23 protein-coding genes are annotated in these 23550 nt (G+C 44.2%); 11 read left to right on the top strand and 12 right to left on the bottom strand.

The genetic code is table 11. From position 1 onward, the window contains the following. The first annotated feature begins 1 nt into the window (after position 1). From V5G21_RS06915 to V5G21_RS06905, 3 genes are all read left to right on the top strand, one after another. Positions 2-1657, top strand: a complete 1656-nt coding sequence (locus V5G21_RS06915; RefSeq protein WP_011248486.1) for an ABC transporter permease — start codon at positions 2-4, stop codon at positions 1655-1657. Positions 1658-1842: 185 nt separating this feature from the next. After that, a complete protein-coding gene (locus V5G21_RS06910) occupies positions 1843-3513 on the top strand; it encodes a sensor histidine kinase (protein WP_011248485.1) in 1671 nt (556 codons plus the stop codon). 4 nt (positions 3514-3517) lie between these two features. Beyond that, entirely contained in the window at positions 3518-4276 is a 759-nt protein-coding gene (locus V5G21_RS06905; RefSeq protein ID WP_011248484.1) for a response regulator transcription factor, read from the top strand. A gap of 117 nt (positions 4277-4393) precedes the next feature. Here V5G21_RS06905 and V5G21_RS06900 read toward each other — a convergent pair whose 3' ends face one another. Beyond that, a complete protein-coding gene (locus V5G21_RS06900; protein ID WP_011248483.1) occupies positions 4394-5491 on the bottom strand; it encodes a RapH N-terminal domain-containing protein in 1098 nt (365 codons plus the stop codon). A 375-nt stretch (positions 5492-5866) separates the two neighbouring features. Between V5G21_RS06900 and V5G21_RS06895 the strand changes: the two genes are divergently transcribed. Then, positions 5867-6589, top strand: coding sequence for a gamma-glutamyl-gamma-aminobutyrate hydrolase family protein (locus V5G21_RS06895; protein WP_338465420.1), 723 nt, complete (start codon positions 5867-5869; stop codon positions 6587-6589). A 106-nt stretch (positions 6590-6695) separates the two neighbouring features. Here the strand turns inward: V5G21_RS06895 and rbsK are convergent, their stop codons facing one another. The 3 genes from rbsK to V5G21_RS06880 all read right to left on the bottom strand — a co-directional run bounded on the left by rbsK (position 6696) and on the right by V5G21_RS06880 (position 9525). Then, on the bottom strand, positions 6696-7520 hold the full coding sequence (gene rbsK / locus V5G21_RS06890) for a ribokinase (protein WP_338465517.1): 825 nt from the start codon (positions 7518-7520) through the stop codon (positions 6696-6698). 179 nt (positions 7521-7699) lie between these two features. After that, positions 7700-8818 carry a sensor histidine kinase gene (locus tag V5G21_RS06885; protein WP_011248480.1) on the bottom strand — a complete coding sequence of 373 codons (1119 nt, stop codon included), beginning with the start codon at positions 8816-8818 and terminating at the stop codon, positions 7700-7702. Continuing rightward, a complete protein-coding gene (locus tag V5G21_RS06880; protein ID WP_011248479.1) occupies positions 8809-9525 on the bottom strand; it encodes a response regulator transcription factor in 717 nt (238 codons plus the stop codon). The genes V5G21_RS06885 and V5G21_RS06880 overlap by 10 nt, the downstream gene beginning before the upstream one ends. 152 nt (positions 9526-9677) lie before the next feature. Here V5G21_RS06880 and V5G21_RS06875 point away from each other — a divergent pair, with 152 nt between their 5' ends. From V5G21_RS06875 to V5G21_RS06865, 3 genes are read left to right on the top strand one after another with little or no spacing between them, the layout of a single operon-like run. Further along, positions 9678-10601: an ABC transporter ATP-binding protein gene (locus V5G21_RS06875; RefSeq protein ID WP_338465419.1), complete on the top strand. Its 924-nt coding sequence runs from the start codon at positions 9678-9680 to the stop codon at positions 10599-10601. Then, complete coding sequence (locus tag V5G21_RS06870; RefSeq protein WP_338465417.1) at positions 10594-11298, top strand: ABC transporter permease; 705 nt, start codon at positions 10594-10596, stop codon at positions 11296-11298. The genes V5G21_RS06875 and V5G21_RS06870 overlap by 8 nt, the downstream gene beginning before the upstream one ends. Positions 11299-11321: 23 nt before the next feature. After that, a complete protein-coding gene (locus V5G21_RS06865; protein ID WP_338465416.1) occupies positions 11322-12188 on the top strand; it encodes a DUF4097 domain-containing protein in 867 nt (288 codons plus the stop codon). 107 nt (positions 12189-12295) lie between these two features. Here the strand turns inward: V5G21_RS06865 and V5G21_RS06860 are convergent, their stop codons facing one another. Continuing rightward, entirely contained in the window at positions 12296-12520 is a 225-nt protein-coding gene (locus V5G21_RS06860; protein WP_011248475.1) for a hypothetical protein, read from the bottom strand. Positions 12521-13142: 622 nt separating this feature from the next. Here V5G21_RS06860 and V5G21_RS06855 point away from each other — a divergent pair. Continuing rightward, positions 13143-13586: a hypothetical protein gene (locus V5G21_RS06855; RefSeq protein ID WP_011248473.1), complete on the top strand. Its 444-nt coding sequence runs from the start codon at positions 13143-13145 to the stop codon at positions 13584-13586. Between the two features lie 620 nt (positions 13587-14206). Here V5G21_RS06855 and V5G21_RS06850 read toward each other — a convergent pair. Continuing rightward, positions 14207-15373, bottom strand: a complete 1167-nt coding sequence (locus tag V5G21_RS06850) for a DUF418 domain-containing protein (protein WP_011248472.1) — start codon at positions 15371-15373, stop codon at positions 14207-14209. Between the two features lie 245 nt (positions 15374-15618). Between V5G21_RS06850 and V5G21_RS06845 the strand changes: the two genes are divergently transcribed. Next, positions 15619-16500: a TetR/AcrR family transcriptional regulator gene (locus V5G21_RS06845; RefSeq protein ID WP_338465415.1), complete on the top strand. Its 882-nt coding sequence runs from the start codon at positions 15619-15621 to the stop codon at positions 16498-16500. 218 nt (positions 16501-16718) lie between these two features. Beyond that, positions 16719-17582, top strand: coding sequence for a pirin family protein (locus V5G21_RS06840; protein WP_338465414.1), 864 nt, complete (start codon positions 16719-16721; stop codon positions 17580-17582). A 3-nt stretch (positions 17583-17585) separates the two neighbouring features. Here the strand turns inward: V5G21_RS06840 and V5G21_RS06835 are convergent, their stop codons facing one another. Further along, entirely contained in the window at positions 17586-17927 is a 342-nt protein-coding gene (locus tag V5G21_RS06835; RefSeq protein WP_094425079.1) for a winged helix-turn-helix transcriptional regulator, read from the bottom strand. A 107-nt stretch (positions 17928-18034) separates the two neighbouring features. Here V5G21_RS06835 and V5G21_RS06830 point away from each other — a divergent pair, with 107 nt between their 5' ends. Next, the gene (locus V5G21_RS06830; protein ID WP_212930357.1) at positions 18035-19369 is read left to right on the top strand and encodes an amidohydrolase family protein; all 1335 of its coding nucleotides are present in this window, start codon (positions 18035-18037) and stop codon (positions 19367-19369) included. A gap of 162 nt (positions 19370-19531) precedes the next feature. Here the strand turns inward: V5G21_RS06830 and V5G21_RS06825 are convergent, their stop codons facing one another. The 5 genes from V5G21_RS06825 to V5G21_RS06805 all read right to left on the bottom strand — a co-directional run bounded on the left by V5G21_RS06825 (position 19532) and on the right by V5G21_RS06805 (position 23206). Then, complete coding sequence (locus tag V5G21_RS06825; protein WP_035203572.1) at positions 19532-20401, bottom strand: aminoglycoside 6-adenylyltransferase; 870 nt, start codon at positions 20399-20401, stop codon at positions 19532-19534. Positions 20402-20632: 231 nt separating this feature from the next. Further along, positions 20633-21523: a manganese catalase family protein gene (locus V5G21_RS06820; protein WP_011248465.1), complete on the bottom strand. Its 891-nt coding sequence runs from the start codon at positions 21521-21523 to the stop codon at positions 20633-20635. 64 nt (positions 21524-21587) lie between these two features. Continuing rightward, positions 21588-21839, bottom strand: coding sequence for a YuzF family protein (locus tag V5G21_RS06815; RefSeq protein WP_011248464.1), 252 nt, complete (start codon positions 21837-21839; stop codon positions 21588-21590). A gap of 150 nt (positions 21840-21989) precedes the next feature. Then, positions 21990-22112 carry a hypothetical protein gene (locus tag V5G21_RS06810; protein WP_257391330.1) on the bottom strand — a complete coding sequence of 41 codons (123 nt, stop codon included), beginning with the start codon at positions 22110-22112 and terminating at the stop codon, positions 21990-21992. After that, positions 22109-23206 carry a Rap family tetratricopeptide repeat protein gene (locus V5G21_RS06805; protein ID WP_338465413.1) on the bottom strand — a complete coding sequence of 366 codons (1098 nt, stop codon included), beginning with the start codon at positions 23204-23206 and terminating at the stop codon, positions 22109-22111. The genes V5G21_RS06810 and V5G21_RS06805 overlap by 4 nt, the downstream gene beginning before the upstream one ends. Positions 23207-23550: the final 344 nt, after the last annotated feature.

Raw genomic sequence — 23550 nt, 5'->3', positions numbered from 1 at the left:
CATGCGGCCTAAAGCGTTCAATGGCTGGAATTGGATCACGCTGTCAATTGTGCTATTCTTTGCTTTATTCATTTTGTTTCCGGTTGTGTTAGTCTTGAATAAGAGCATTTATAATGGGGAAGCGGGGCGTTTCACGCTTGAGCATTTCTCGCTCTTTTTTGAACGGAAGTTTTATTGGGTGACGCTGTGGAATAGCATCAAAGTAACTGTAGTAGCAACGGTCTTGGCTGTTTTGATCGGCCTGCCTCTTGCTTATATGTTGCGGCGAGTGAAAATTTTCGGAAGTGGCATTGTCCAAATTCTCATTATTGTCTCGTATATCTCGCCGCCGTTTATTGGCGCCTATGCGTGGATTCAGCTACTCGGTCGGAGCGGCGTTATTACGAAATGGATCAATGATACCTTTCAACTTCAGTTTGATGGCATTTATGGCTTTGCCGGAATTGTACTTGTACTAACATTACAATCATTCCCGCTTATTTTCATTTATATTTCTGGGGCATTGAAGAACCTTGACAATTCATTGATCGAGGCGGCGGAAAGCCTTGGCTATTCCGGCGTGCAGCGCGTCATTAAAATTGTCGTTCCGCTGATTGCGCCGACGATTCTGGCCAGCTCGCTCCTTGTCTTTATGCGCGTAATTGCTGATTTTGGCACACCGATGTTGATTGGCGAAGGGTACAGGACGATTCCTGTTTTGATTTATACGCAGTTTATGAGTGAAGTCGGCGGTGATGCAGGCTTTGCGGCAGCACTTGCGTCGATCTTTATTATCGTGACGATTGCTTTGTTTCTCGTACAGCGAGTGATTGCACGGCAATACTCGTATTCAATGTCGGCCCTGCGGCCAATGGAAACAAAGAAAAGCACAGGCTTGAAAAACTTGCTTAGCCATGTGGCTGTTTACGGGGTCACACTGTTGGCGATTTTGCCGCAGCTCGTTGTCGTCTACACTTCTTTTTTGGAAACGATCGGCGGCCAAGTGTATACAGGAAAGTTCTCATTGCAAAATTATGAGAACATCTTGTTTAACCGCGATTTGTCGATGATTTTAAATACGTACCAGTTAGGCCTGATCGCGATCGTGGTGATTGTCATTCTCGGGATATTGATTGCGTATTTAACGGTGCGCAAACGAAATAAAGTAACATCGTTGCTTGATACGGTGTCCATGCTTCCTTTTGTCATCCCTGGTTCTGTGTTAGCAATGGCGCTCATATTCGCTTTTGGCGAAGCACCTCTATATTTAACGGGAACGAGCTTAATTATGGTGCTAGCTTTTGTGATTCGGCGTATGCCTTATACGGTTCGTTCCAGTACGGCGATTGTCAGCCAAATTAGCCCGAGCATGGAAGAAGCGGCCATCAGTCTTGGCGCTTCTGAACGGCGGACCTTTTTTCGGGTAGTCGTGCCGATGATGATGCCTGGCGTGTTGGCAGGTGCTATTATGAGTTGGATGACGATCCTTGGTGAGTTGAGCGCGTCGATTATTTTGTATTCAACCAATACACAAACGCTCGCTGTTTCCATTTATACAGAAGTAATCCGTGGAAACTTCGGCAATGCCTCTGCTTATTCGGCCATTTTAACGGTAACATCGATTTTGTCGCTGTTTCTCTTTTTTAAGTTGACAGGCAAAAAAGAAATGAACGTGTAATCTGCAGAAGAACGCTCAGGCTGGGAGAAAACGCTTGCCAGCGAGGGAAGATGCGAATAGAACGGGGGTTCATGAGCGAATGAGTGAGGCAAACGTCGACGTATGCGAGCGTTTGTCTACAGTCTAAGGGCTGCTTGTAAAAGGCAGCCCCCCGTTGTCCTATCATCATAGTGGGGTTGACCGCGATGGAACGCAGACGGATGAAAGATGATATTCAACGGTCGTTTTTAACGAACGCCATCGTCATTATTTCCGCGATTTTGTGTGTATATCTATTGTCTTTGCTTTTTTTATTCAATGTATCGATTGTGCGACCGAGCCAAGCGACAAATGAACGAGTCGCTAAAGAGGTCGAAGCGGAGTTTGCCCACTATAAAGAGGGAATGGCCCGTTTAGTAGCTGATGAACAAATTAGAGCGTTTTTACGTGGCGAAGGAAAAAGCGGCGAAGTGAATCAATTGCTTTACGACTTCCGTAATGCGCAAACGTTTCAGTCAGACTTTGTCTTGTTGGATAGCGAAGAGGAAATTGTCGCGACAAGCTTGTATGAAGGACAGAAAGAACAATTGCAGCAAAGCCCGGTCTTGCGGGAACAAATGCAACAAGCAGAGGAACATCCATTTACAGGGGAGTATGTCAATAAACGAGCGTTCAATGCCGGCCAAGGAGGCGCTTACGTGTTTGCTGCTGCGGTTGAAGAGGGGGAAGAGCGTACAGGTTATTTGCTGTTCTTGCTTGAACATACCCTGCCGTCGGCTAGTGAGCAAATTGTATTTGTCACCGATTCATTCTATAATGCCGTTTTTTATAGCCACACATTCGGAATTGGCGCCCTTGGAAAATTAACGATTCCAACCGATGGATTCCTTGTCCAGTATGACGGCAACCCTTTTTACGTAACAAAAACAGAAGTCGCTGGCCAGCCGATTCAAGTGATTACGCTCACGTCGGTTAAAACGTATCAACTGCTGTTGTTGTATGGCCTTTTGGCGATGGTCGTTTCAAGCTTTGTCATGTTGGCTGTTGTATGGCTAGTGACACCAAAAATTTTAAAAAAGACACTTGAACCTTTTGATGCGCTAGTGGCGCGAATTTCTTCAAAGAATAACCATCTTCATTTTCAACAAACAGACCATGTCTTTGCGGAAGTGCAGACGATTTACGAAGAATATACGAATAAAGTCCATGAAATTCAAGCACTTGTTGATAAAAACGAAGAAATTCTTGAGAAAAAACGCTTAAGTGAAATCAAACATTTAGAGGCAAAATTTAATCCCCATTTCCTTTATAATGTATTAGAAATGATTAAATATGAAACATTGGCTAACCCAGAGAGCGCAGCGGAGATGATTGTCAAAACAGCGAAATTGATGCGCTACAACGCTCATTTTGGCGACACGACCGTTTTGTTGGAAGAAGATATCGCCTACTTGCGAGACTATTTTGCCTTGCAAAAAATGCGCTATGGCAAGAGGCTCGATTACACGATTGCGATTGAGCCAGAACTAGGCCGTGCCCGCGTGCCGAAACTACTGCTCCAACCATTGATTGAAAATGCCATTAAGCACAATATTGACGGCATCCGCTGTTTAAACGTTGATGTAAGCGCCTACTGGGAAAATGGGGTGCTCACATTTGTGGTAGAGGACAATGGGCTCGGCATAACGCCTGGAAAAATGGCGAAAATCAAAGCGATTATGGCAGGAGAAAGAAAAGAGGCGGCGCATACCGGTTTGAAAAATACACACCAAATGATTCAACTGCTTTACGGGCAACGATACGGGATTGACATTGCTTCAGCGCCGGAAAAAGGAGAGGGGACAACCGTCCGTATGCACATTCCATATGAGGGGTGACAACATGCTAAAAGTGGCGATCGTGGAAGATGAACCGATCCTGTTAAAAGGACTGCTCTACCGCGTGGACTGGCTCAGTAACGACTGTACAGTCGTCGGTGCCGCTGAGGATGGGGCGGAAGGGCTGAACCTCATTAAACAAACAAAACCGGACATTATCATTACAGACATTCGCATGCCGTTTAAAGACGGGCTGGCCATGTTAAAAGAAGCAAAAGCCGACCATTCCTTTGAAGCGATTATTTTATCTGGTTTTGGCGAGTTCGATTATGCCAAGCAGGCGATCACGATTGGCGTCCATGATTATTTGCTAAAACCAGTTGATATGCATGAATTGGAGGCGACCTTGCAAAAGCTCGTGCAAAAACTGCAGGCACAAAAAAGCAACGATCATTTAACAAAACAAACAAAAGTGTATAGCCATCTTCTCGACTTGGGGAGAGGCAGCCATTCAACCTATGTCGCCGAAATTATGGACTTTATAAAAAAACATTACCATGAAAAAGTAACGTTAAAAGCAGCAAGCAATGAAATTGGCCTTTCCACAGTCAGCTTGAATGACAAGTTAAAGGAAAAAACAGGATACAGCTTTAATGAATTAGTTACACGCTACCGCCTTACTAAGGCAATTAGCTTGCTTCAAGACGAAAAGCTGCTTATCTATGAAGTCGCCGAAAAAACCGGCTTTAGCGACTATAAGTATTTCAGCCAAGTGTTTAAAAAATACACGGGCATGTCGCCTAAGCAGTTTTGCGGCAAATAGAAAAGCAAGAGAGAAGGCGGCCCCTCCTGCGGGAGCCGCTTTAATTGGTTGTTCTCCTACTTAGCGGAATGGTTAATTTTGCTTGGCCATTGGCAGCCTGGGCTAGAAGAGCAATGGTTATTGGCCTGCGCCTAATTTAAACAAGTTTTGCTTAGCGTGGTAGGCAATTTTTAAGTATTTTAACGCCAATGTTGTATGTCCGGCTTGTTCAAAATAAGTCGCTGCTTCTTCTGCAAGCTCGTCCACTTCAAAGTCAAAGCCTTCCTTATCTAACTGCTCAATTGCTTTGTCAATCAGTGCATAGTTGCCTTCTGCATATAATCCTCTAGTCGCTAAACATCGCGCTTTGTATTCTTTATTTCGGTAAAACTCTGCCCCGATTGCCGCCTTCTTCAAATAAGGCGCTGCGTGTTGGGACAAATTCAAGCGATACAATGTATTGGCTAAATTGTACGTGTTTTTGACACCGATAAGAGTATGCTGGAATTCATGGTAAGACAAAGTTTTTTCAAACCATTGCCGAGCTTGTTCGTAATGATGGTACCTAAGGGCGTTCAGGCCTAAAGCGCGAAGGACCGCCATTTTGGAAAAAGGGTATGGATGAGCGGCGGCGAGCGCTTCATTAAGAATCAGCACCGCTTTATCGTATTGCTTGGTTTCCGAATAAATGCCCCCAAGGATCGTTTGGCAATGGATGGAACGTTCCTTGTTCCCTAAACGGTTAAATTCGACGAGTGCTTCTTCAATATAAGAACCAGCAAATGGGTACTGGCTGATCCGGTAAAGGGAGAGGCCCATATAGTAATGAAATTCCGCTTCTTCTTCTTTGTTTTCCACATATTCGAGCAAGCGTTCAGCTTTGCGGAATAAGGTAATGGCGGAGCGATAGCGTTCATTGACAAATTCATTTTGGCCGCATGAAAAATAATATAAATATTTCAATAGATGGTCGACTGATTCCTCAGCTACCATCCCGGCCCTCTTCAACATTTCGTCGTCAGCGCCTCTTTGGCTAGCTTGTTTGCACATAAGACGGTAGCGAAAGTTGACGAGTGCATAATAGGCGAGCAAACGTTCATTTTTTTCAATCTGCTTAAACATCGCATCCACTTTTTCCTTTAATTGTGAAGCTTGTTCCACGGAACGGGCAATGATGCAACTGTACCACTCGGCAATTGTGGCTCCTGCTTTCTCAGGGGAAACAGCAACGGTCATCTTTTATCACCTTTCATTGAAAATTTGTTCAATTACGTTCAGTCGTTTTACATAAAAAAAACGAGTGACAGCAACAGTCGTAATAAAAAATGAAGCCACTTACCAAAACAGAATAGCGTGTTGATCGTTTGTTCGAATGAAGCTTGTTCGTTTATTATCAGCGATTTATTGGGAAATCGTCAAGACTTTTCGGCTTTTTTTACTGAATGATTTGAATAATTATGCGGAGGAAGAGTACAACCCATTTTTAGCAATGTCCAGGAAGAGGCGGCGCTTCTAGGACCAAGGTATTAGGATGAAAGTGCGTGGCAAGGTATGTTTTCCAGACGGACAAGCAACACTAACAGCAGGCAATAGAAAGAGAGGATGCTTGCGATGGCTAAACCAGTAATAGGAATTACGAGCACAATTGCCCTTCATAATCAAATTCCAAGTGTAGACCTCGCCGAAAAGGTCGTCAAAGCCGTCATGAACGCTGGAGGTGTGCCGATTGTGCTCCCTGTAGGGAACGTCGAGCTTGCTTCTGATTGGATAAAAGCATGCGATGGCTTAATCTTAAGCAGCGGCGAGGATGTAGATCCATATTTATATAAGGCTGAACCTTCACCAAAACTACAAAAAACATTTAAACAACGTGATGAAGTAGAAATGGAACTAGTCAAACAAGCTTTGCAGCAGAAAAAGCCGATTTTTGCGATTTGCAGAGGCATTGGCGTCTTGAACGTTGCTTTAGGAGGAAGCTTGATGCAGGACATTGAAACAGGCCTGCCAAATGCTTGCAAACACTACCAGGAAGCAGGCCGCACAGATGTGACTCACCGTATTCAGATTGTGAAAGATAGCCTGTTGCATCAGGTGATCGGCTCCGAAGAGATAAGGGTGAACAGTTTGCATCACCAGGCAATCAGCAGGCTTGCTCCACCATTAAAGCAGGTCGCCTCGGCCGCTGATGGCGTCATTGAGGCAGTAGAAGGCAAAGCCGGAATGCCCTATGTCCTTGGCGTCCAATGGCATCCAGAAGAATTAGCAGCAAACGATGCAGCGATGGCACGGTTATTCACTGTGTTGATTGAGAGAGCGAGTGAGAAGTCCATATAGGCGTTTTGTTGCTGTATGATTGGCGAGTCGTCCACAGCTTCATATGCTTCAAAGCCCCTCGGAAACGACGACTGGAGGCCCTTCCCTTTAGGAAAGAGCCTCTTGTTTATGATGAGCCTAGACGGGCCAACACTTGTTGTTTTGACGGCATCCCTACCTGTGCGCCTGCCTGTTCTACCGATAGCGAAGCAGCAGCATTAGCAAATGGCAAGGCTTCGGCTAATTGCTGGCCAGACGCCAAAGCTGCGGCAAGGGCGCCATTGAATGTATCGCCTGCTCCGGTGGTATCGACGACGTTTGCTGGGAATCCGTTCACTTGAACAAGCTGTTGGCCGTCGTGGTAGGCGGCGCCTTTTTTTCCTTCTGTTACAAGCAGCTTGTTTGGATATCTCTGGACCGCTTGTTCAACCGATTGCTTAAAAATCGTCTGGCACTCTGTTTCATTTGGAGTGATATAATCAACGAGATCAAGCAACGATGACGGCAACGGCTGTGCGGGGGCAGGATTTAGAATGACGATGCATCGTTCTTCCTTGCCTATTTTAGCGATTTCCTCGATAAAAGGGAGCGGCACTTCAAGTTGAAGCACGAGGACGTTTGTCTGTTTGAACACATCACGGTATTGGGCGGCCTCCTCGGGCTTCCAACTGAAATTGGCTCCGGGCGCGACAACAATCGCATTGTCGTTGTTTGTGACCGTAATCATGGCTACGCCTGTATGTCCGTCCTTCTCAACCTCTATGTAATCCGTGTTAATTTGTTCGTTTTGTAAGTTGTCTGTGACAAGCTTTCCGTACGGGTCATTGCCGACTTTGCCTATCATCGTCACGTCAGCACCAAGCCTTGCCGCAGCAACTGCTTGATTGGCCCCTTTTCCTCCTGGATTCGTTTGAAACTCGCCGCCAAGCACTGTTTCCCCTAAGACAGGCATGGTGCCCGTATGGACGACAAGATCAATGTTTATACTGCCAACAACCGTAATCAATGGATACGCCTCCTCTTCCGAATAACTCCATTTTACTATAAATTGTTTTGCCAGAGGAATTTCAGTAGGGGCCTGTGAACGTGTGGCGCGAGCCAGCCGAAAGGCTCGATCATGAAAAGGACGCCTCAAGACATATTGTCTTGAGGGCGTCCTTTTTTCGGGAAGTGAATATCGAACGATGTCCCTTTAGATGGTTCGCTTTCTACAGAGATTGTCCCATGATGAGCACGAACAAGGTTATAGACAATGGCCATACCAAGTCCAGTCCCCTCAGAGGCTGAATCTGTCGTGGCCCCCCGATAGTATTGTTGAAAAAGATTTTCCATCATATGAGTCGGCATGCCTATGCCGTTATCTGTTATATGGATTCTTGCCTGTTCGTTGTAATCGAAAAGCTCTATATAGATGTCAACGGGTTCGGGATTATGGATGATCGAATTCATTAAAATGTTTTGCAAAATGCGTTGCATAAATTTGTCGTCAAAGTCGACGTCGATTCTTGGCTTGTTCGTTTTAAAATGGAGGCGATAGTCAACAGCTTGTGGGCTATTGCTAATATCGGCAACGACCCTTTTCGTAAATTCAACCAAATCCTGGCTCGTCGTGTTGATAGGGAACAGGTGAACGCCATCATTCAATTTTAAGACAAGATTCAAATCTTGAATTAACTCTTCCATATGTTTGCCCTTATCATAAATCTCCTGAGTAAAAGAGCGGGCTTCCTCTGTTGACCATTCATACTGATTCGTTAATAAAAGGGTAGAATATCCTGTGATATATGTTAAAGGCGTTTTCAAATCATGGGAAATACCTGCTATCCATTCCTGTTTTGCTTGTTCGATTTTTTTCCTTTCTACTTCATTTGCTTGTAATTGCTCAGCCAATAATTGAAGGGAATGGAGCACTTCCTTATAAAGAAGATAACGCATCCGCAATGTTTCTTTTCGCGTGTAAATCTTCCGTAGGCCTGGAGGCTGCTTGTAATTCCCTTGCGAGAGCTGATGGATCCATCTCATGATAAAAGCAATCGGCCCGCCAAAATACCAGCCAAAGAGGCCAATACAAACAAGAGTGCTTAGTGCAAAAATCGATCCAACTAGTAGTCCTTCCGTATTTTCACCAACCACCACATCGAATAAGGGAAGAAGGACTTCAAAGAGAATCACTAGACTAAGCCCAGTCCCTAGCAGCCAAAGGGTAAGCCCCAAAGCGAAATGAAGGGTGAAGCGCGTTTTTATTCCCATGGCAAGCCCTCATTTGGAGGGATAAATTTATAGCCAATTCCCCGAAGGTTGACAATGATTTTTGGTTTGCGCGTATCATCGCCAAGTTTCTTTCGCAGCTTGGATATATGGATGGTCACTGTTTTTTCTTCTCCAAACACATCATTTCCCCAAACGCGTTCATAAAGCTGGGCTGTAGTGAAAATACGATTAGGATTTTCACAAAAAAAATGCAGCAACTCCAGCTCTTTTGCCGTGCATTCTACTGTTTGATTTTGAACCATTAATATCGCTGATTCCGGATAAAACGCGAAGTAGCCGTAATCGTATACCGGCTTCTTCTCTGAACGTTCATACATTTTTTGGCGCCGAAGAATGGCCTTGATGCGGGCAATGACTTCTAAAGGGTTGAAAGGCTTTGTAATATAATCATCTCCGCCGATCCCTAATCCCGTTAATTTATCAAAGTCTGTAGCCCGGGAACTAACAAAAATAATGGGCGTATCCGTATTTCGTCGTATTTCTGTACATAATTCAAATCCGCTAATATCTGGAAGCATGATATCAAGCAAAATGAGGTTGAATGTTTTTTCTTTCGTTAATTGCAGCGCCTCTTTCCCCGTTGTTGCTTTGTCTATATGAATAAAATTTTCTTTTTCAAGTGTAATTTCCAGTAGCTTTACGATGCCTATTTCATCATCGACTATTAAAATTTTTGCGTGCTCCACTTTTATAATCCCTCATTTCAATCCCAATCCTGAAAAAATTACAGGCATTTTCCTTCCTGTTTACTTTGATTTTACTTTCATGGATTAAGCTAAGTGTGTAACAAATCAATACGCTTATTGTACCCCATTAAGGGAATCAGGAGGAAATAAGAATGGAAGCCATTATCCAAATCCACCAATTGTATAAGAAGTTTAAGGGAATCGAAACAATCTCTAATGTCAATATGAAGATAAACAAAGGCGAAATTTATGGTTTTTTAGGTCCGAATGGGGCAGGGAAAACGACAATTATGAAAATGATTTTGAATTTAGTCAAGCCTTGTTCTGGTGAAATTCTGGTCTCCAATCAATCGGTCAAACCAACATCCTATTTGTATTTAAAGAATATCGGCAGCATTATCGAAAACCCTGTATTTTATGAGCGGCTTACCGTGAAAGAAAATCTCGAGCTTCATTGTCATTACCATGACGAACATGATCAACATGCAGTCAAAGAAGCATTAGAAGTGGTCGGCCTTGTCGGTGTCGAGCAAAAAAGAATCGATGAACTTTCTTTAGGAATGAAGCAGCGATTAGCGATTGCTCGGGCAATCGTGACAAAACCAGAAATTCTCATTCTTGATGAACCGATTAATGGGCTTGATCCAATCGGAATCAAAGACATTCGAGAACTGCTAGTGTTGTTAAAACAAAAATACGGCGTTACGATCTTGATTTCAAGTCATATTGTTTCCGAAGTGGAAGCGATCGCCGATACGGTCGGGATCATCAATCGAGGAAAACTGTTAAAAGAAGTGAAAATGGAAGAAATCCGAAAAGGAAATGACCACTATCTTGAAATCGAAGTCAACGACTTGGAAAAAACATTGACCATTCTAAAAAAGAAGCTGGGCATCAAAAAGTATCAAATTGTAAATCAACGGTCGATTCGAATTTTTGATCAAAGTCTTTCTCAAGCTCAAATGAATAAACAGTTGGTGGAAAACGATGTGGAAATGAGCAAAATGGAAATGAAACAACATCATTTAGAAGCGTATTTTTTAAATTTTATTAACGAAGGAGGGCACCATGCTTAAACTGATCAAATTAGAATGGAGAAAAAATCACTTATCCCGTTATTTTAAAGGAGTCGTCATTTCAATCACAACGATCTTTGCGGCGGTTGCCCTTATGGGATGGGGATCAAAAGGACAAGAAGACATTATGTTTCCGGATTATTTTGAATTCATGTCGTTAACAAATATATTGGTTAGAATTGTATTTATCATTTTTTCAGCCACTGTTTTATCTCGTTTAGTTATCGAGGAGTACAAAAGAAACACGGTTCAATTGTTGTTTACCTATCCACTACAAAGAAAGAAAGTAATGCGAAGCAAATTGTTCATTGTCTTTGGGTTTTGTTTTTTCAGCATGATTCTAGCTTCCATTATGATCAATATACTTGCGTTTTATTTAAATCCAATCATTGGATTCTTTGAAAAACCGGTGCACTTAAGCGATATTCTTGGAACAATCCCCTCTGTTTTTCTTCAAGCATTTATGATTGCCGGAATCAGCCTAATTCCGTTGTATTTTGGCATGAGGAAAAAATCAACGGCTGCCACTATTACTTCAGCTGTACTAATTGGTTTTTTAATCAACGGATCAGTTTCAGATGGAGTCGATCAAACAAGCCTGTTTCAATTCATTGGAGTGCCGATCCTATTCTGTGTAGGAGGCCTGATGATTGGCTATTTTTCTTTTCATCACCTAGATAAAATCGATCTTATTTAAACGTCAAGAAAGGAGGAAGAAAAATGAAACGAATCATGGCCATTCTCGTTGCATGCGCCGCAATTGGCGGACTCGTTTACGGGTTTACTAAGATAGGGGAGAATCAATTCCAAGCAGAAGAATCCTTTAACTCGGCGGAAATTGAAGAAATCGAAATCAATAATGAATCATGGGATGTGGAACTCAAACAAGCTGAATCAACACAACTAACGATTACAGCCGAGGGCACACAGAAAAATAAACAAAGGGACCCTGTAACGATAGAAAAGCAAGGAAACAAAATGACGATTCAACAGTCAGATGAAACAGGCGGCTCACGAGGGTTCAGCTTTGGAAAGAACGGTACGATTTCTGTCTCAATTCCAGACAATAAAATCAACACAATCACAGTGTCAAACAATAATGGCGATATCGAAATGAAAAATATAGCGACGACAAACCTCATTGTTACAAACAGCTCAGGAAGTGAAAGAATAGCCGGGATAGCTGTTGAAAAGGGACAATTTACTTCAATCGATGGTGAATTAACCGTAGACAATAGTTCATTGCAGGAATTGGTCGTAGCTTCTAAGGCTGGAGATAGCGATTTAACCAATGTAACAAGTTCTAAGATGAACATTACTTCAACAGACGGTGAAGTATCTGTCAAAGAAGCAACAGAAGGAGAATCCCTTTTTGTCGAAACGAAGTCTGGCGACATCACCCTGTCATACAAAGAAGCTCCTGCTTCATTACAGCTTACCGCCCAAAGCGAATCAGCCGATATGACAGTTGGATTGGCTAATATGAAAGAAACAAAGAGTACAGAGAAATTAAAAGAGGGAACAATTGGGGAGGCATCACACACAGTGGAGCTATTCAGTACACACGGCACCATCAATATAAAATAGATGGATGCTGATCGAAGCGCGTCCAAATATAACAAAAGCGAAGCCTCCTTATCAAAGGGGCTTCGCTAAAAGTCGGTAATCGATCTTATATGGTGACTCAAAAAAGCTTAAACAGACGTACATTCTTTTTTGCACGTGGAGTTTGTCCAGTGCTCCATGATGGCCGCTTCCTTATAGTCATTGTCAATGACATGGATGGCTTCAGGTTTGTGCTGAATGAGACGCAATACTGCCGCAGCCATCTCCTGCTCATCGCTAGGCGTGGCAAAGGCAAGTGACTCTAACGCGCTTATAAATTGTTGGTTTAACATATCATAACCGACTGCATCCATTGGAACCATCCTTTCAAAAAGTGTTGCTATTAGTTTGTACCTTTTTAAGCGAGAGCGCAAACATTATGCTTGGGGGAGAGATATGTAAGTAGGGGACGGGCTAAGCAGGACAAGTACTAAGTCAGCCAGTTCGTTTTTATCTCTTTTAGAAATGCACATTATTCAAAGGCGTTTTCAGCGTTTTCCATCAAAAAATTGAGTTTGACATTTACTATCCATTTGGCTAATCTGAATTGGCTATAACCATTTTTTTCTATTTAGAAGGAGTAAAGTGAGCCCTTTCATGATTTAAGCTTTTGCATTGTGTTTGACTCTTATAGCATATGCAGCCAGAGCCAATACGAAAACACAAAAATTAAACGAACAAGCAATTAAAAATGCCCAAGAGTTTCATAATAAGTCTATTAGTCTACTTGAACAAATTCTCGAAACAGAGAAACAGGTATTAGAGGAATTAAGGAATAAGCAACATAATTAATCCGTTTGCCAATATTGACGAAGCAAACGCGCTTTTGGCTTAATGGAGGGGTTGTTTGGAATCACCATCAAAATTAGCCAGGTCCGCAGTTTCGCAATTTGTCAAAACCGTAGGCGTACCAATATTTCAAGAGGGAGTATCTCAATGAAAAAAACACTAATGCTAGGATTAACAATGACGTTTATTGCGACAGGGTGTTCAGCTCCATCAAATGACATGGAAATAAAGGAAGAAATCAGTCAAGAAAATGAAGACGTAGAGGCTAGCAGTGCAGGTAATGATAAGAATATTCACAGGGCGGTTTTAGACGGTATTCATAATACAGCGATGATTTATCATGCGACGCTACAGGAAACATTTGATTTCACTGATGAAGATTTAGTAGAATTTGAAAACGTGCTAGATCATCATGAAAGTACAATTCGGTTGGCAAAAGAATTTGACGTTTCAAGTGAGATACAACACTCCCTTGAAGAAAGCTTAGAATTGACAAGGCAAGCAATAGAGCAAAAAGATATTAGCTTATTGGAAGAAGCAAATGAATATTTACAAAAGCTTGATGAACAACATTGGTACGAAAAAAAATAGCAACCACTCCTAATTCCATGAATGATAAAGTATTAGAATAGGGGTGGTTGCTATTTAAAAACAATTAGAAACAAAACCGAAAAACTCTTTACTCGGCTCGAATCGAAAAAGGGAGCCGACTGGCGAAAAGCTAGAAATAGTACCCTTCATTTAGGTGAGATGGGAAGACTCTGTCGGTAAGAATGTAATATCCACTTTTTCACCGTTTGGGCTAACTCCTAAAGTAAGGGCAATTACTAGAAGCGATAGAAAAACAATCCGTTTAAACAAATTGATTAACTCCTAAAGTGTTTTGGTACAGACGCGCCTCATGTGCAACTTTCATATACTTCAGCCAGCTTGGTTTTTCCTTCCTTTTCTGCAAATTGAGCTGCTTCTTCTGCCAGTTCACCTACTTCAAAATCCATTCCTTCCTTTTCTAGATCTGTATGGCCTGATCGATCAAATCAAAGTTGTTTTTAATATAAAGGCCTTCCATAAATAAGCATCGGGCACCATATTCTTTGTTTTGATAGTAAGCGGCACCTGTTGTTGCCATTTTATTTTTAAAAATGAAAGTAGGTTCTGGGGAAATACCCGCATTTTTCCCTGTTTAAAAAGCAGCCTACACGGCCGCTTTTCTACGATGCACGAGGAGATGATTTCCGGTATACGAGCTTACGGAACAGGTGGTCAATTGGGCCGCTTTTTTGTTTGGATTCGAGCCATGCGGCGCAGCCAAGGGCTGTGAGACAAATGCAGAGAGTGAGTCCCCAGCCTGCAGCCATGCCTAGTTGGTTTCCTAGATTAAGTGTTTGTTTTGAGAACAGCACAATTAACATGATTTCGTTGTAGATAAAAAACGTAAGCGATCGTTTTCCGAGGGACGTGATCGCCCATACAATACCGCTTGGGTTTGTTATTTTCGGTCCTATTAAGCCAAAGATAGCGGCGTAAGCAACACCCCCTAAAATGCCTGTTGCCATATGCAAGGAGAACGTCAAGCCGACTAAGGCTGGCGGCAACTCGATCAGTTGGTTGCTGTATAAGGCGTGGGGAAGAGCGCCGATCAAGGATATGGAAAGGCCGTAAACAGCCGCTTTTTTCAAGAATGGTTTGTTCTTTGGGCTTTCATTTAACAAGCCTTTTCGTCCAGCCCATATGCCTATAAGGATCGATACCCCAACAGGCAGCAGAAAATGAGCGATGAATGGTCCGCCTGTAGCAAATTGGATAAATTGGCTTGTGACTCGTTCGAAGTAATGTGTGTAATTGCCTGGAAGGATCGTGTTTCCATTAAATTGTGCATAGGCCATCGCTATCCATGTGAGCGGCAAAATGACGACATAAACAAGGGATAAGGCCATGATGCTTCGGAGTACGGTTTTGTCGCTTCGGAACAGTAGCCAACAACACGCGAGAAGGGCAGTCCCATAGATGGCGAGGATGTCTTTTCCACCGATCAGAACGGAGAGGATGAAACCAAATAAAATCGGAAACCATGCCCTGCGGTAAAGAGATGTTTTTGCCTCTTTTATTGGTTTGTTTCGTTTTACGTAACTGCGCACAATCAAGGTCAGGCCGTAGCCAAACAATAACGCAAACATCGCTCTCGCCCGGTTATCAACCAAAAAGACAGAAAGATAATTGACAATGGTATCGTACATACTCATACTTTCGGGACGGGTTAACAAGGAGCTGCCCAAAAACAACGATGCATGGGCGAGGGCGACAAGAAGAAGCATAAAACCTCTAGCGAGATCAAGTGAAACAAACCGTTTTTGTCCTAGCTGAGCGATAGGATTCATTTGTGCGTTCTCTCCTTTTTGCGTGATGGTTTCCTCCATTTTATGGAAGTTTTAATTTATGATAGCACTGGTAGAATCGCGAGTCAAAACTTACTAGTATCTTTTATTAAAAGGGGAAAATACACATAGGTACTTATTAGTACTATGGTTGGAAGGGGAAGTACTTTCTTATGAAAGTAAAAAAATCTTCGATGAACCTTTATAATCAATGAAAGGACATAATCCGTCTAAGAGGGGAACGTTAAATGGTGAAACAAGCAGATATTATGCGTGTGGCCTTTCAGCTATTCAGTGAAAAGGGCTACTCAGCCACAAGCGTGCAAGAGATTGTCACTATATGTAAAATGTCCAAGGGTACGTTTTACAAACATTTTTCATCAAAGAAAGAACTCTTTTTTAAACTGTTAGAGTACCGGCATTTTTTGACTGATAGCGAGGAGCAAGCAATTGAGGAAAGTGGGCTTGAAGCAAAAGAGAAATTTTTGCGGAAAACGGAACTATATATGAGGAGTTTGTATGGCAATCGAAAAATCTATTATCTGATTCCTTTTGTAATGGAGCAAGAAGAGTTCCGGGAATTAGACGAACCGATTAGAGAGTATAAAATTCAATCCTACCATCGTTTAAGGCAGAATATTGAGCGCGCTTACTCAAGAGAGTTTGACCATGTTTGGGACCTGGTTTTGTTCTATGAGTCGGCTGTAAAAGAGTATGTGGAAGTAGGCTCTCACTATGAAGAGGAACTTGACTTTTCACATGGGGCGCAAATGGTAGTTTTTTATCTCGATCTCCTGGTGAAGTATGGGGAAGTGAAACAGCCCCTTCTTTCGCACCGCTTGATGGAACCATTTTGTAAATATCAACCAATCCAGACACGCCAAATGTCGGCAAAGGAGGAAGTGGCACGTTTCGTAACTCTTTTAGAGCAGCAAATTGAGGATGTGCCTCTATCAGGAACCGAGCGTGATGCACTTCGAGCTAATATAAAGTTGTTAAAAGAAGAACTCAATCAACCGGAGCCACGTCTTATGCTCATTCAGACAGTGCTATCATTATTCCAACAGAACGATGCTTTTAAGGCAACCATTGAGGCAATTGCAACGTATTTGCGTGAGGGCTTTAAATGAATGATTGGGCATAGCTATGGTGATAGAAGGAGTTTCCCGGCGGGGCGGCTCCTTTTTCTATTGGCTGAGACTGCACCGTCAGTGAAATATTGTGGCGATGTCATTTCTCCATCATTTCGAAAAAACAAAAGTATCTCCAAAGGAACTTACAGAGTTGAAAGTGCCTCATTTTTTCCAGTGTGGAACTTGTTTATACTTACGGTAAAGGAGGCAGAAAAATGGAAGCGCAAATTGCACGCACGATTCGCGAGCATTGGTATGTCCAGTATAGGCAAAATGGGTATGCCCATGTGCAACAAGGATGGGTGTTGCCGCCAGGGCGAGAGCAGGATTTTGATCCTTTTGTTGTGATGGCTGATGACTGGTTTAAACGAGGGACGTTTTCCGACCATCCTCATCGCGGTTTTCAAACGATCACGTATGTGATTGACGGCAGGTTGGAACATTCCGATAACCATGGCGGTTATTCGATTTTGGACGCAGGCGATGTCCAATACATGAATGCAGGTTACGCTGCCCGCCATGCGGAGGAGGCATTTGCCGACGATGTCATTCATACGTTGCAGTTGTGGGTGAATTTGCCGAAAGCATTAAAGCGCTCGCCTGCCAGTTACCAGGACGTCCGTCTGGAAGAAGCGCCAGTAGTCGAAATAGACGGCGGTTCACTGCGTGTTTATTCCGGGGAAACGGCCGGTGTGACTGGGCCGCTCCGTTCTGCAGTCCCTGTGCAGATGGTGGAGCTATCGTTGCAGGCGGGGGCGGAGTACGATTTAACGCTGCCTGCACAGGACAATGGCCATCTTTATGTGCTGCAAGGGGAGTTGGCTTTTGGGCCAGAGGCAAACGAAGTCGTTTTAGGAAAAACGGGTGTCGGCTTGTTCAATTGGCCAAATGAAACGGGACAAACCGAAAGCGTCCTACGTGTCCGTGCCTTGCAGCGATCAAAAGTGCTTGTCTATTCAGGAAAGCCACTGCGCGAACAGGTCGTTGCCCATGGTCCGTTTGTCATGAATACGATCGAGGAAATTGAAGAAGCCTATGCTGATTTTCGCGCTGGCAAATTTGGCCCGCCCTCGCAATAATGTCTATTTCTGTTGTTGCGCCGCCAGATAAGCATGGTGTGCTTTGCCCCATGCATGCAGTTGCCGCAAAATCGGCTGGAGTGTTTGGCCATGCTCTGATAGCGAATACTCGACTTTCGGGCGACCTTGGCCAAAAACGCGGCGCTCGATTAAATGTTCTTGTTCAAGCTCACGCAAATGGGCGGTTAGCACTCTTTGGGTGATGTCGGGAATGGCGCGGCGCAACTCATTAAAGCGCAATGTTGTGTGATAGTCAATGTGAAGAAGGATCAACACTTTCCATTTGCCGATAATCGGCGCTAGCGCTGTGTTCACTAAGCATTCATCGGGGTGGTAGTTTTCCATAAAAGCAGCCCTCCAATCAAGTCGCTTCCTTTATTTATTTTACGAAAAACGAAACGGTACGCGCCAATGATTTGTTTTGGCGAGCGATAAACAAAGGGGGAATTTCATTGACAGACAAAGTGCTTTTTAAAGGCGGAACGATCCTCACACTTGACCACAAGTTGGGTGTTCTGAATGGGGCAGACTTGCTTGTGGAAGGATCGAAAATTGCTGCTGTGGAGCAAACGATCGAGGGGGTTGACGCCGAAATCGTTGATGCCGCTGGGATGATTGTCATGCCAGGGCTTGTTGATACGCACCGCCATACGTGGCAGTCGATTATCCGTGGCATTGGCAGTGATTGGTCGTTGCAGACGTATTTACAATCCATCTATTTTGGCAACCTAGGCAGCAAACGGCGGCCGGAAGATGATTACATCGCCCAATGGCTAGGTGCTGTTGAGGCCCTCGATGGAGGAGTAACAACGCTTTTAGATTGGACAATGATTAACTCGGATGAACATACCGAACAGCTTATAGCTGGGTTGCGTGCTTCAGGCATCCGAGCCCGCTTTGCCTATGGTTCACCTGGGGAAGAGAGCTATTGGAACCGAGAGAGCCGGCTCGACTTAGCGGCGAAAGCAGAAGAAGTGAAAAACGCTTATTTTGCCTCAGACGGAGAGCTTGTGACAATGGCGCTGGCGATTCGTGGGCCGGAATTTTCCTCTTGGGAAGCGACTATTGCTGAAATCGAAGCAGCGCGCCGCCTTGGCCTCGTTTGCAGCATGCATCTCGGCTTTGGCAACTGGGGTGCACAAGACCGTTCTGTCACCAAGTTGCACAAGGCTGGCCTTCTTGGGCCTGATCTAAACATTGTCCATGGAAATGCGATTGCGAACGAGGAGTTGGAACTGCTCCGCGATTTTGGCGGCAGCTTGTCGATTACGCCTGAAATTGAAATGATGATGGGGCATGGCTATCCGGTGACGGGGGCTGCGATTGAACGTGGCGTAACCACTGCACTAGGAGTGGACGTGGTCACATCGACTGGCGGTGACCTATTTGCGCAAATGAAGTTTGCCTTGCAAGCAGAGCGTGCAAAAGAAAACCAACGTCTATTGGATGAAGGGATCATGCCTGAACAAGTGCCGTTGTCGACGAAACAAATGCTAGAAGCTGCCACAATCGAGGGGGCAAAAGCGTTAATGCTTGAAGACAAGATTGGCACACTCACGCCAGGGAAAGAAGCTGATTTGATTATGCTTCGGTGTGATGATGTGAATTTGCTGCCGGTAACGGACCCATTTGGTGCTGTAGCACAAGCGGCACATCCAGGAAATGTCGATAGCGTCTTTGTCGCAGGCAAAGCAAAAAAGCGCAACGGCCAGTTGGTTGGCATCGATAAAGACAGGTTGAAAAAGCAAGCGGTCGAGGCGCGGGATTTTATGTTGTCGTCTCGTTAAAGAGAGTTGCTGGTAGAGCCAACATCATGTAGACAACCGTTTGTCAGGCGCGGGACGGGGTTCCTGTTTTCATGCTAAAGCATAGAGGACCGAGATAAAAAACGACATAAGCAAGCGGCTAAGTCGGAAGGAGCCTTATCGATTGATAAGGCTCCGGATTTTTTAGTAAATCTCTGTTGCGTCTTCGGGCAAAGCGTGAATGTGCCGCAAGTACGTTTGTACGTTTTCAGCATCTGTGTGTCGGTAGTCAAGCGAGAAGCAGGAGGCCACCTCTTGCGCTAGCTCTTCAAAAAGGTGTGCCATCGCCCATAGCGCGCGCCACATATCTTCGTAAGTGGGGCTAGGGAAAGTCGATAGAAACAGCTGCCACCGTTCTTCGTCCACATACTGTTCGAGATATTTGCCATGTTTGCCAACGCTGACGCGAAACTCGTTGTCGATGCCAACTGTCCATTCCAGCATGCGCAAAAGCATGGCCCGGATGACATTCAAGTGATCGTATGCATACGTAAACTCTTGGCGCCACAATCCTTTTGCGACATAGGTGGACACCCACCAAAATTCATTGCAGCAATCTGAATAAAGGGTTTGGTTCGGCTTTTGGACCCAATAATCACAATCAGTCGGTGCAGGCAATGGCGGCAACGCTTCATCTTTGTCCAATAACACGACAGACAAGCGGTCGCCTTGGTTCCAAGTCGCGCGCCTTTCGATTGGACAAAGTGTTAAATCAATCCGGTTTCCATCTGTAAATAACATCAAGTATGCAAATGTCCCGTCGCTTTCTGGCGGAATGAGCGTCATCTTTTCTGGCGTCTGCATGATGATTCGTTCGCCAAAACAATCAATCCAGCCAGGATCGGAGACAAAAGAGTCGACGTCACGGACAATGTAAACAATGTCGTAATCTTGAAACGGGTCTTTTCGGGCATTTCGGTTGGTTCGAGATCCATTCATACATACGGCCCTGATCCGTTCGTCTGATTTGGCCACACCTAGCAACAAGTTAATCATTTCGTTATATGTTCGCATCGTTTTCTCCTCCATCTGCTTTCAATTTAAGGGCTGATTTGCTGGGAGAGAGGAGGCGCGCGAATCGGGTATTGACGTTAAGGAAACTGTTCAGCGTTCATCCTTTTTCCTCCTGAAATTTGCGTATTTCGTCCATCATACATGATTTTTGCGATCGTGAAAAGGCTCTCTCTTTAAGGAGTTACAACAAAAAAGCCAAAGGACCTTGCTGATCCACTTGGCTCACATTCATCATAGGTTTTCTTTTAACCGTTTTACTATTTTCATATAATCATCAGGATCAATTCCTGGCGCAAACATTTCCGGTTTTTCTTCAAAGTCTGGCACAGGCGCCCCTTCAGGCATGCCATCAATGACATGGAGCGGCTCGCCCGTTTCTGGGTTTTCTCCTTTCCAAATTTGACGAATGTCCCGGTACTCAGGTTCATCCCATGTATAAAGCACATTGTAGAGGCCTTGGTCCATGTATTTCCGGGCAGTATCAAAGGCATTGTTATCAGGATGGGGGACTGGAAGCATTTTTCCGATATCGATGCCTGTTGCAACTTTAATCGCTTTGGCATAGGCGATAATATGCGTGCCTCCCCGCACAAGCAAATAACCGCATAGTTCTCGTGCAGTTGGGTTAGTCGTCATTTCGTACACACGCGCTTTATGTGTCCGGGCGCCGATTTCGAGCACGTAGTTATGGAGCAGGTCTTCGATTAATACACCAGTATTGGTGACAAAATCGCCATTCCATGGACGGCCCATGCCATCCCCTGGATAGGACGTTTGCGCAGTTGTCGTGAAATGGAGAGAATAGCGTTTATCTTTGCCGTTTTGTAGTGGCGCTGTGTCTGGGTCCCCTGGGAACGTGTTTCCATAGGACATTAAATTAATCGCATTGGCGACCAACTCGACATGGCCAAACTCCTCAGCCGTAATGCTCGCAATTAAATCGTAAAACGGTTTGTATTTCTTTTTCCCTCGAAAATTGAACGATTGGAACATGTAGTTGTTTAACGTCGACATTTCGCCAAACTTGCCGCCCATCAACTCTTGCACGGCTGCCGCACCGTTTGCATCGCCATGCTCTGGGCGCGGCAACTCAATTGCAATTCTGTTCACTCGTTTCATCATAAGCATTTCCTCCCTATTCAGTAGCCCATACGCTCATGCATATGCGCCAGGGAGGCTGTCTTAGTCAATTTTTCTGTTTCACTTGCTGAGCCTTCGCTTGGTGTACTTTAGCTGGATGCACCCAAATGATTTGCTGGCTGCGGACATAAAAGGGAGTCCCGCCCATTTCCACAACAAGATGGTCAGGTTGGACCGCTTTAAGTATGCCTCTCAACGCCCCTCGTGTCGTCTGCACACCGATCGTCGTACCTATTTGTTTCGCCAACATGCCGTACACATAAGGATCATGCAATTGCCATTCAGCTTTGTTGCTCATTTGATCTCTCCTTTGCCTCTTGGTGTAGGCAGTATATGCACGACAAAGCAAATAGGGAAGTTGCCTATATAGGGAAATTCTTCAAAGCGAGCGCAAGCATTTAAAGAATGAAGGATGGTGCGCCCCCTTATCTAGTATAGGCCAACGATGTTAATGCCCAGAATCTACTTTCCCATCTGTCTGAATGATGGATGGATGGTTTTCTCCCCATGGGGGAGGGGCAATCGAGACGCATACCAATGCGACTGCCAATACGAGCAATCCCTTTTTCATTCCTGATCGACTCCTAGCTTAAAGAAATTTTGCCGCGCATGGTAGGCAATTTTTAAATACTTTAATGCTAAATCTTCATGGCCGATTTGTTCGAAAAACGCGCTCGCTTCCTCGGCGATTTCATCGACTTCAAAGTCCATGCCACGGTCTTCAAGATCTTTTAAAGCTTTGTCAATGAGTAATGGATCAGAGTCTACATACAAACCGGTCGTAGCTAAACACTTTGCTTTGTATTCATGATTGTCAAAATAGTGGGCGCCTGTATAAGCTTTTTTCAAATGAGGCGCTGCTTCTTCCGGTAAATTTAGGCGATACAATGTATTGGCCAAGTCATGTTCGCTTTTGGCTCCAAGAATGTGGTTGCCTAGTTCTTTAACAGACAAGGCCTCTTCAAAATAACGCTTTGCGCTTCTGTAATTTTTTTGTCTTACGGCATTTAATCCTAGTGCCCTTAAGGCAATCACTTTGGCCGTTGAATGGTTTCCTGCCGCCAACATCGCTTCTTTAAATAGAAGCGAGGCTTTCTTGTGCTCCCCTGTTTCTGAATAAATGCCGCCAAGTATTACTTGGCAGAAGACAACCCTTTCTGTGAAACCTAAACGCTTGAATGCCTCCAACGCTTCTTCAATGTGGGAGGCAGCATACGGGTATTGGCTTATCCGATACAAGGAAGAACCCATATAGTAGTGGAAATCGGCTCTTTCGGCTTTGTCTTCAACATTTTCAAGCAAACGCTCTGCTTTACGAAAAAGACGAATCGCGGAGCGGTAACGTTCGTTCATAAATTCATTTTGGCCACTAACAAAAAAATAGAGATACTTAAGCAAATGATCCATTGAGTTTTCCGCAACACTGGCTTGCTGCATAGCATGAGGGTCTTTTCCGCCTTTGCCTACTTGGTTCATCATGATATGATGGCGAAACGCAACTAATGAATAATAGGATAGCATTCGGTCATTTGGTTCCATTTGGTCAATCATGCCATCGACTTCTTCTTTAAGCTGAATCGATTGTTCTACGGACCGGGCAATAATACAGCTGTACCATTCAACAATTTTAGCTCCGACTTCTTCCGGTGATAAGGCCACAGACATATTCAACGTCCCCCCTCTGGATCGACGACGACATCGTTCATACGTAAATTATTATAGTAGTAAAACAGTAATAGAGTAAGAGTTTTTTATTTTCTCAACAAAAACGCGAAAAGTAGAAATACGAGTCCAATCTTGCCCCGAAAAGCCGAGAAAAGGGAGCTTTCTTACATGCGCACCTTAAGCAGAGAGCCAATCGCGCACCAACTATGTATGCGTCTCGTAACCTCGATACGATAAAGCATATGAGAGGCTTTTCCCTCGTATTCGTTTTTCCCTTTCTTAAGGGTGCCACTCACTGCCTGGGTGTGTGGATGAACATTTTTCGCTTAATTTCGCCTCCTACT

It is taken from the genome of Shouchella rhizosphaerae (assembly GCF_036700015.1).
In the GTDB taxonomy this organism is placed as follows: Bacteria; Bacillota; Bacilli; order Bacillales; family Bacillaceae_D; genus Shouchella; species Shouchella rhizosphaerae.
This window is presented reverse-complemented; position numbering and strand designations above follow the sequence as displayed.

What these genes read in the sequence shown, in the direction of transcription:
- V5G21_RS06915 (WP_011248486.1), top strand. Translation starts at nt 2, where the DNA reads ATGCGGCCTAAAGCGTTCAATGGCTGGAATTGGATCACGCTGTCAATT.
- V5G21_RS06910 (WP_011248485.1), top strand. Translation starts at nt 1,843, where the DNA reads ATGGAACGCAGACGGATGAAAGATGATATTCAACGGTCGTTTTTAACG.
- V5G21_RS06905 (WP_011248484.1), top strand. Translation starts at nt 3,518, where the DNA reads ATGCTAAAAGTGGCGATCGTGGAAGATGAACCGATCCTGTTAAAAGGA.
- V5G21_RS06900 (WP_011248483.1), bottom strand. Translation starts at nt 5,491, where the DNA reads ATGACCGTTGCTGTTTCCCCTGAGAAAGCAGGAGCCACAATTGCCGAG.
- V5G21_RS06895 (WP_338465420.1), top strand. Translation starts at nt 5,867, where the DNA reads ATGGCTAAACCAGTAATAGGAATTACGAGCACAATTGCCCTTCATAAT.
- rbsK (WP_338465517.1), bottom strand. Translation starts at nt 7,520, where the DNA reads ATGCCTGTCTTAGGGGAAACAGTGCTTGGCGGCGAGTTTCAAACGAAT.
- V5G21_RS06885 (WP_011248480.1), bottom strand. Translation starts at nt 8,818, where the DNA reads ATGGGAATAAAAACGCGCTTCACCCTTCATTTCGCTTTGGGGCTTACC.
- V5G21_RS06875 (WP_338465419.1), top strand. Translation starts at nt 9,678, where the DNA reads ATGGAAGCCATTATCCAAATCCACCAATTGTATAAGAAGTTTAAGGGA.
- V5G21_RS06870 (WP_338465417.1), top strand. Translation starts at nt 10,594, where the DNA reads ATGCTTAAACTGATCAAATTAGAATGGAGAAAAAATCACTTATCCCGT.
- V5G21_RS06865 (WP_338465416.1), top strand. Translation starts at nt 11,322, where the DNA reads ATGAAACGAATCATGGCCATTCTCGTTGCATGCGCCGCAATTGGCGGA.
- V5G21_RS06860 (WP_011248475.1), bottom strand. Translation starts at nt 12,520, where the DNA reads ATGGATGCAGTCGGTTATGATATGTTAAACCAACAATTTATAAGCGCG.
- V5G21_RS06855 (WP_011248473.1), top strand. Translation starts at nt 13,143, where the DNA reads ATGAAAAAAACACTAATGCTAGGATTAACAATGACGTTTATTGCGACA.
- V5G21_RS06850 (WP_011248472.1), bottom strand. Translation starts at nt 15,373, where the DNA reads ATGAATCCTATCGCTCAGCTAGGACAAAAACGGTTTGTTTCACTTGAT.
- V5G21_RS06845 (WP_338465415.1), top strand. Translation starts at nt 15,619, where the DNA reads ATGGTGAAACAAGCAGATATTATGCGTGTGGCCTTTCAGCTATTCAGT.
- V5G21_RS06840 (WP_338465414.1), top strand. Translation starts at nt 16,719, where the DNA reads ATGGAAGCGCAAATTGCACGCACGATTCGCGAGCATTGGTATGTCCAG.
- V5G21_RS06835 (WP_094425079.1), bottom strand. Translation starts at nt 17,927, where the DNA reads ATGGAAAACTACCACCCCGATGAATGCTTAGTGAACACAGCGCTAGCG.
- V5G21_RS06825 (WP_035203572.1), bottom strand. Translation starts at nt 20,401, where the DNA reads ATGCGAACATATAACGAAATGATTAACTTGTTGCTAGGTGTGGCCAAA.
- V5G21_RS06820 (WP_011248465.1), bottom strand. Translation starts at nt 21,523, where the DNA reads ATGATGAAACGAGTGAACAGAATTGCAATTGAGTTGCCGCGCCCAGAG.
- V5G21_RS06815 (WP_011248464.1), bottom strand. Translation starts at nt 21,839, where the DNA reads ATGAGCAACAAAGCTGAATGGCAATTGCATGATCCTTATGTGTACGGC.
- V5G21_RS06810 (WP_257391330.1), bottom strand. Translation starts at nt 22,112, where the DNA reads ATGAAAAAGGGATTGCTCGTATTGGCAGTCGCATTGGTATGCGTCTCG.
- V5G21_RS06805 (WP_338465413.1), bottom strand. Translation starts at nt 23,206, where the DNA reads ATGTCTGTGGCCTTATCACCGGAAGAAGTCGGAGCTAAAATTGTTGAA.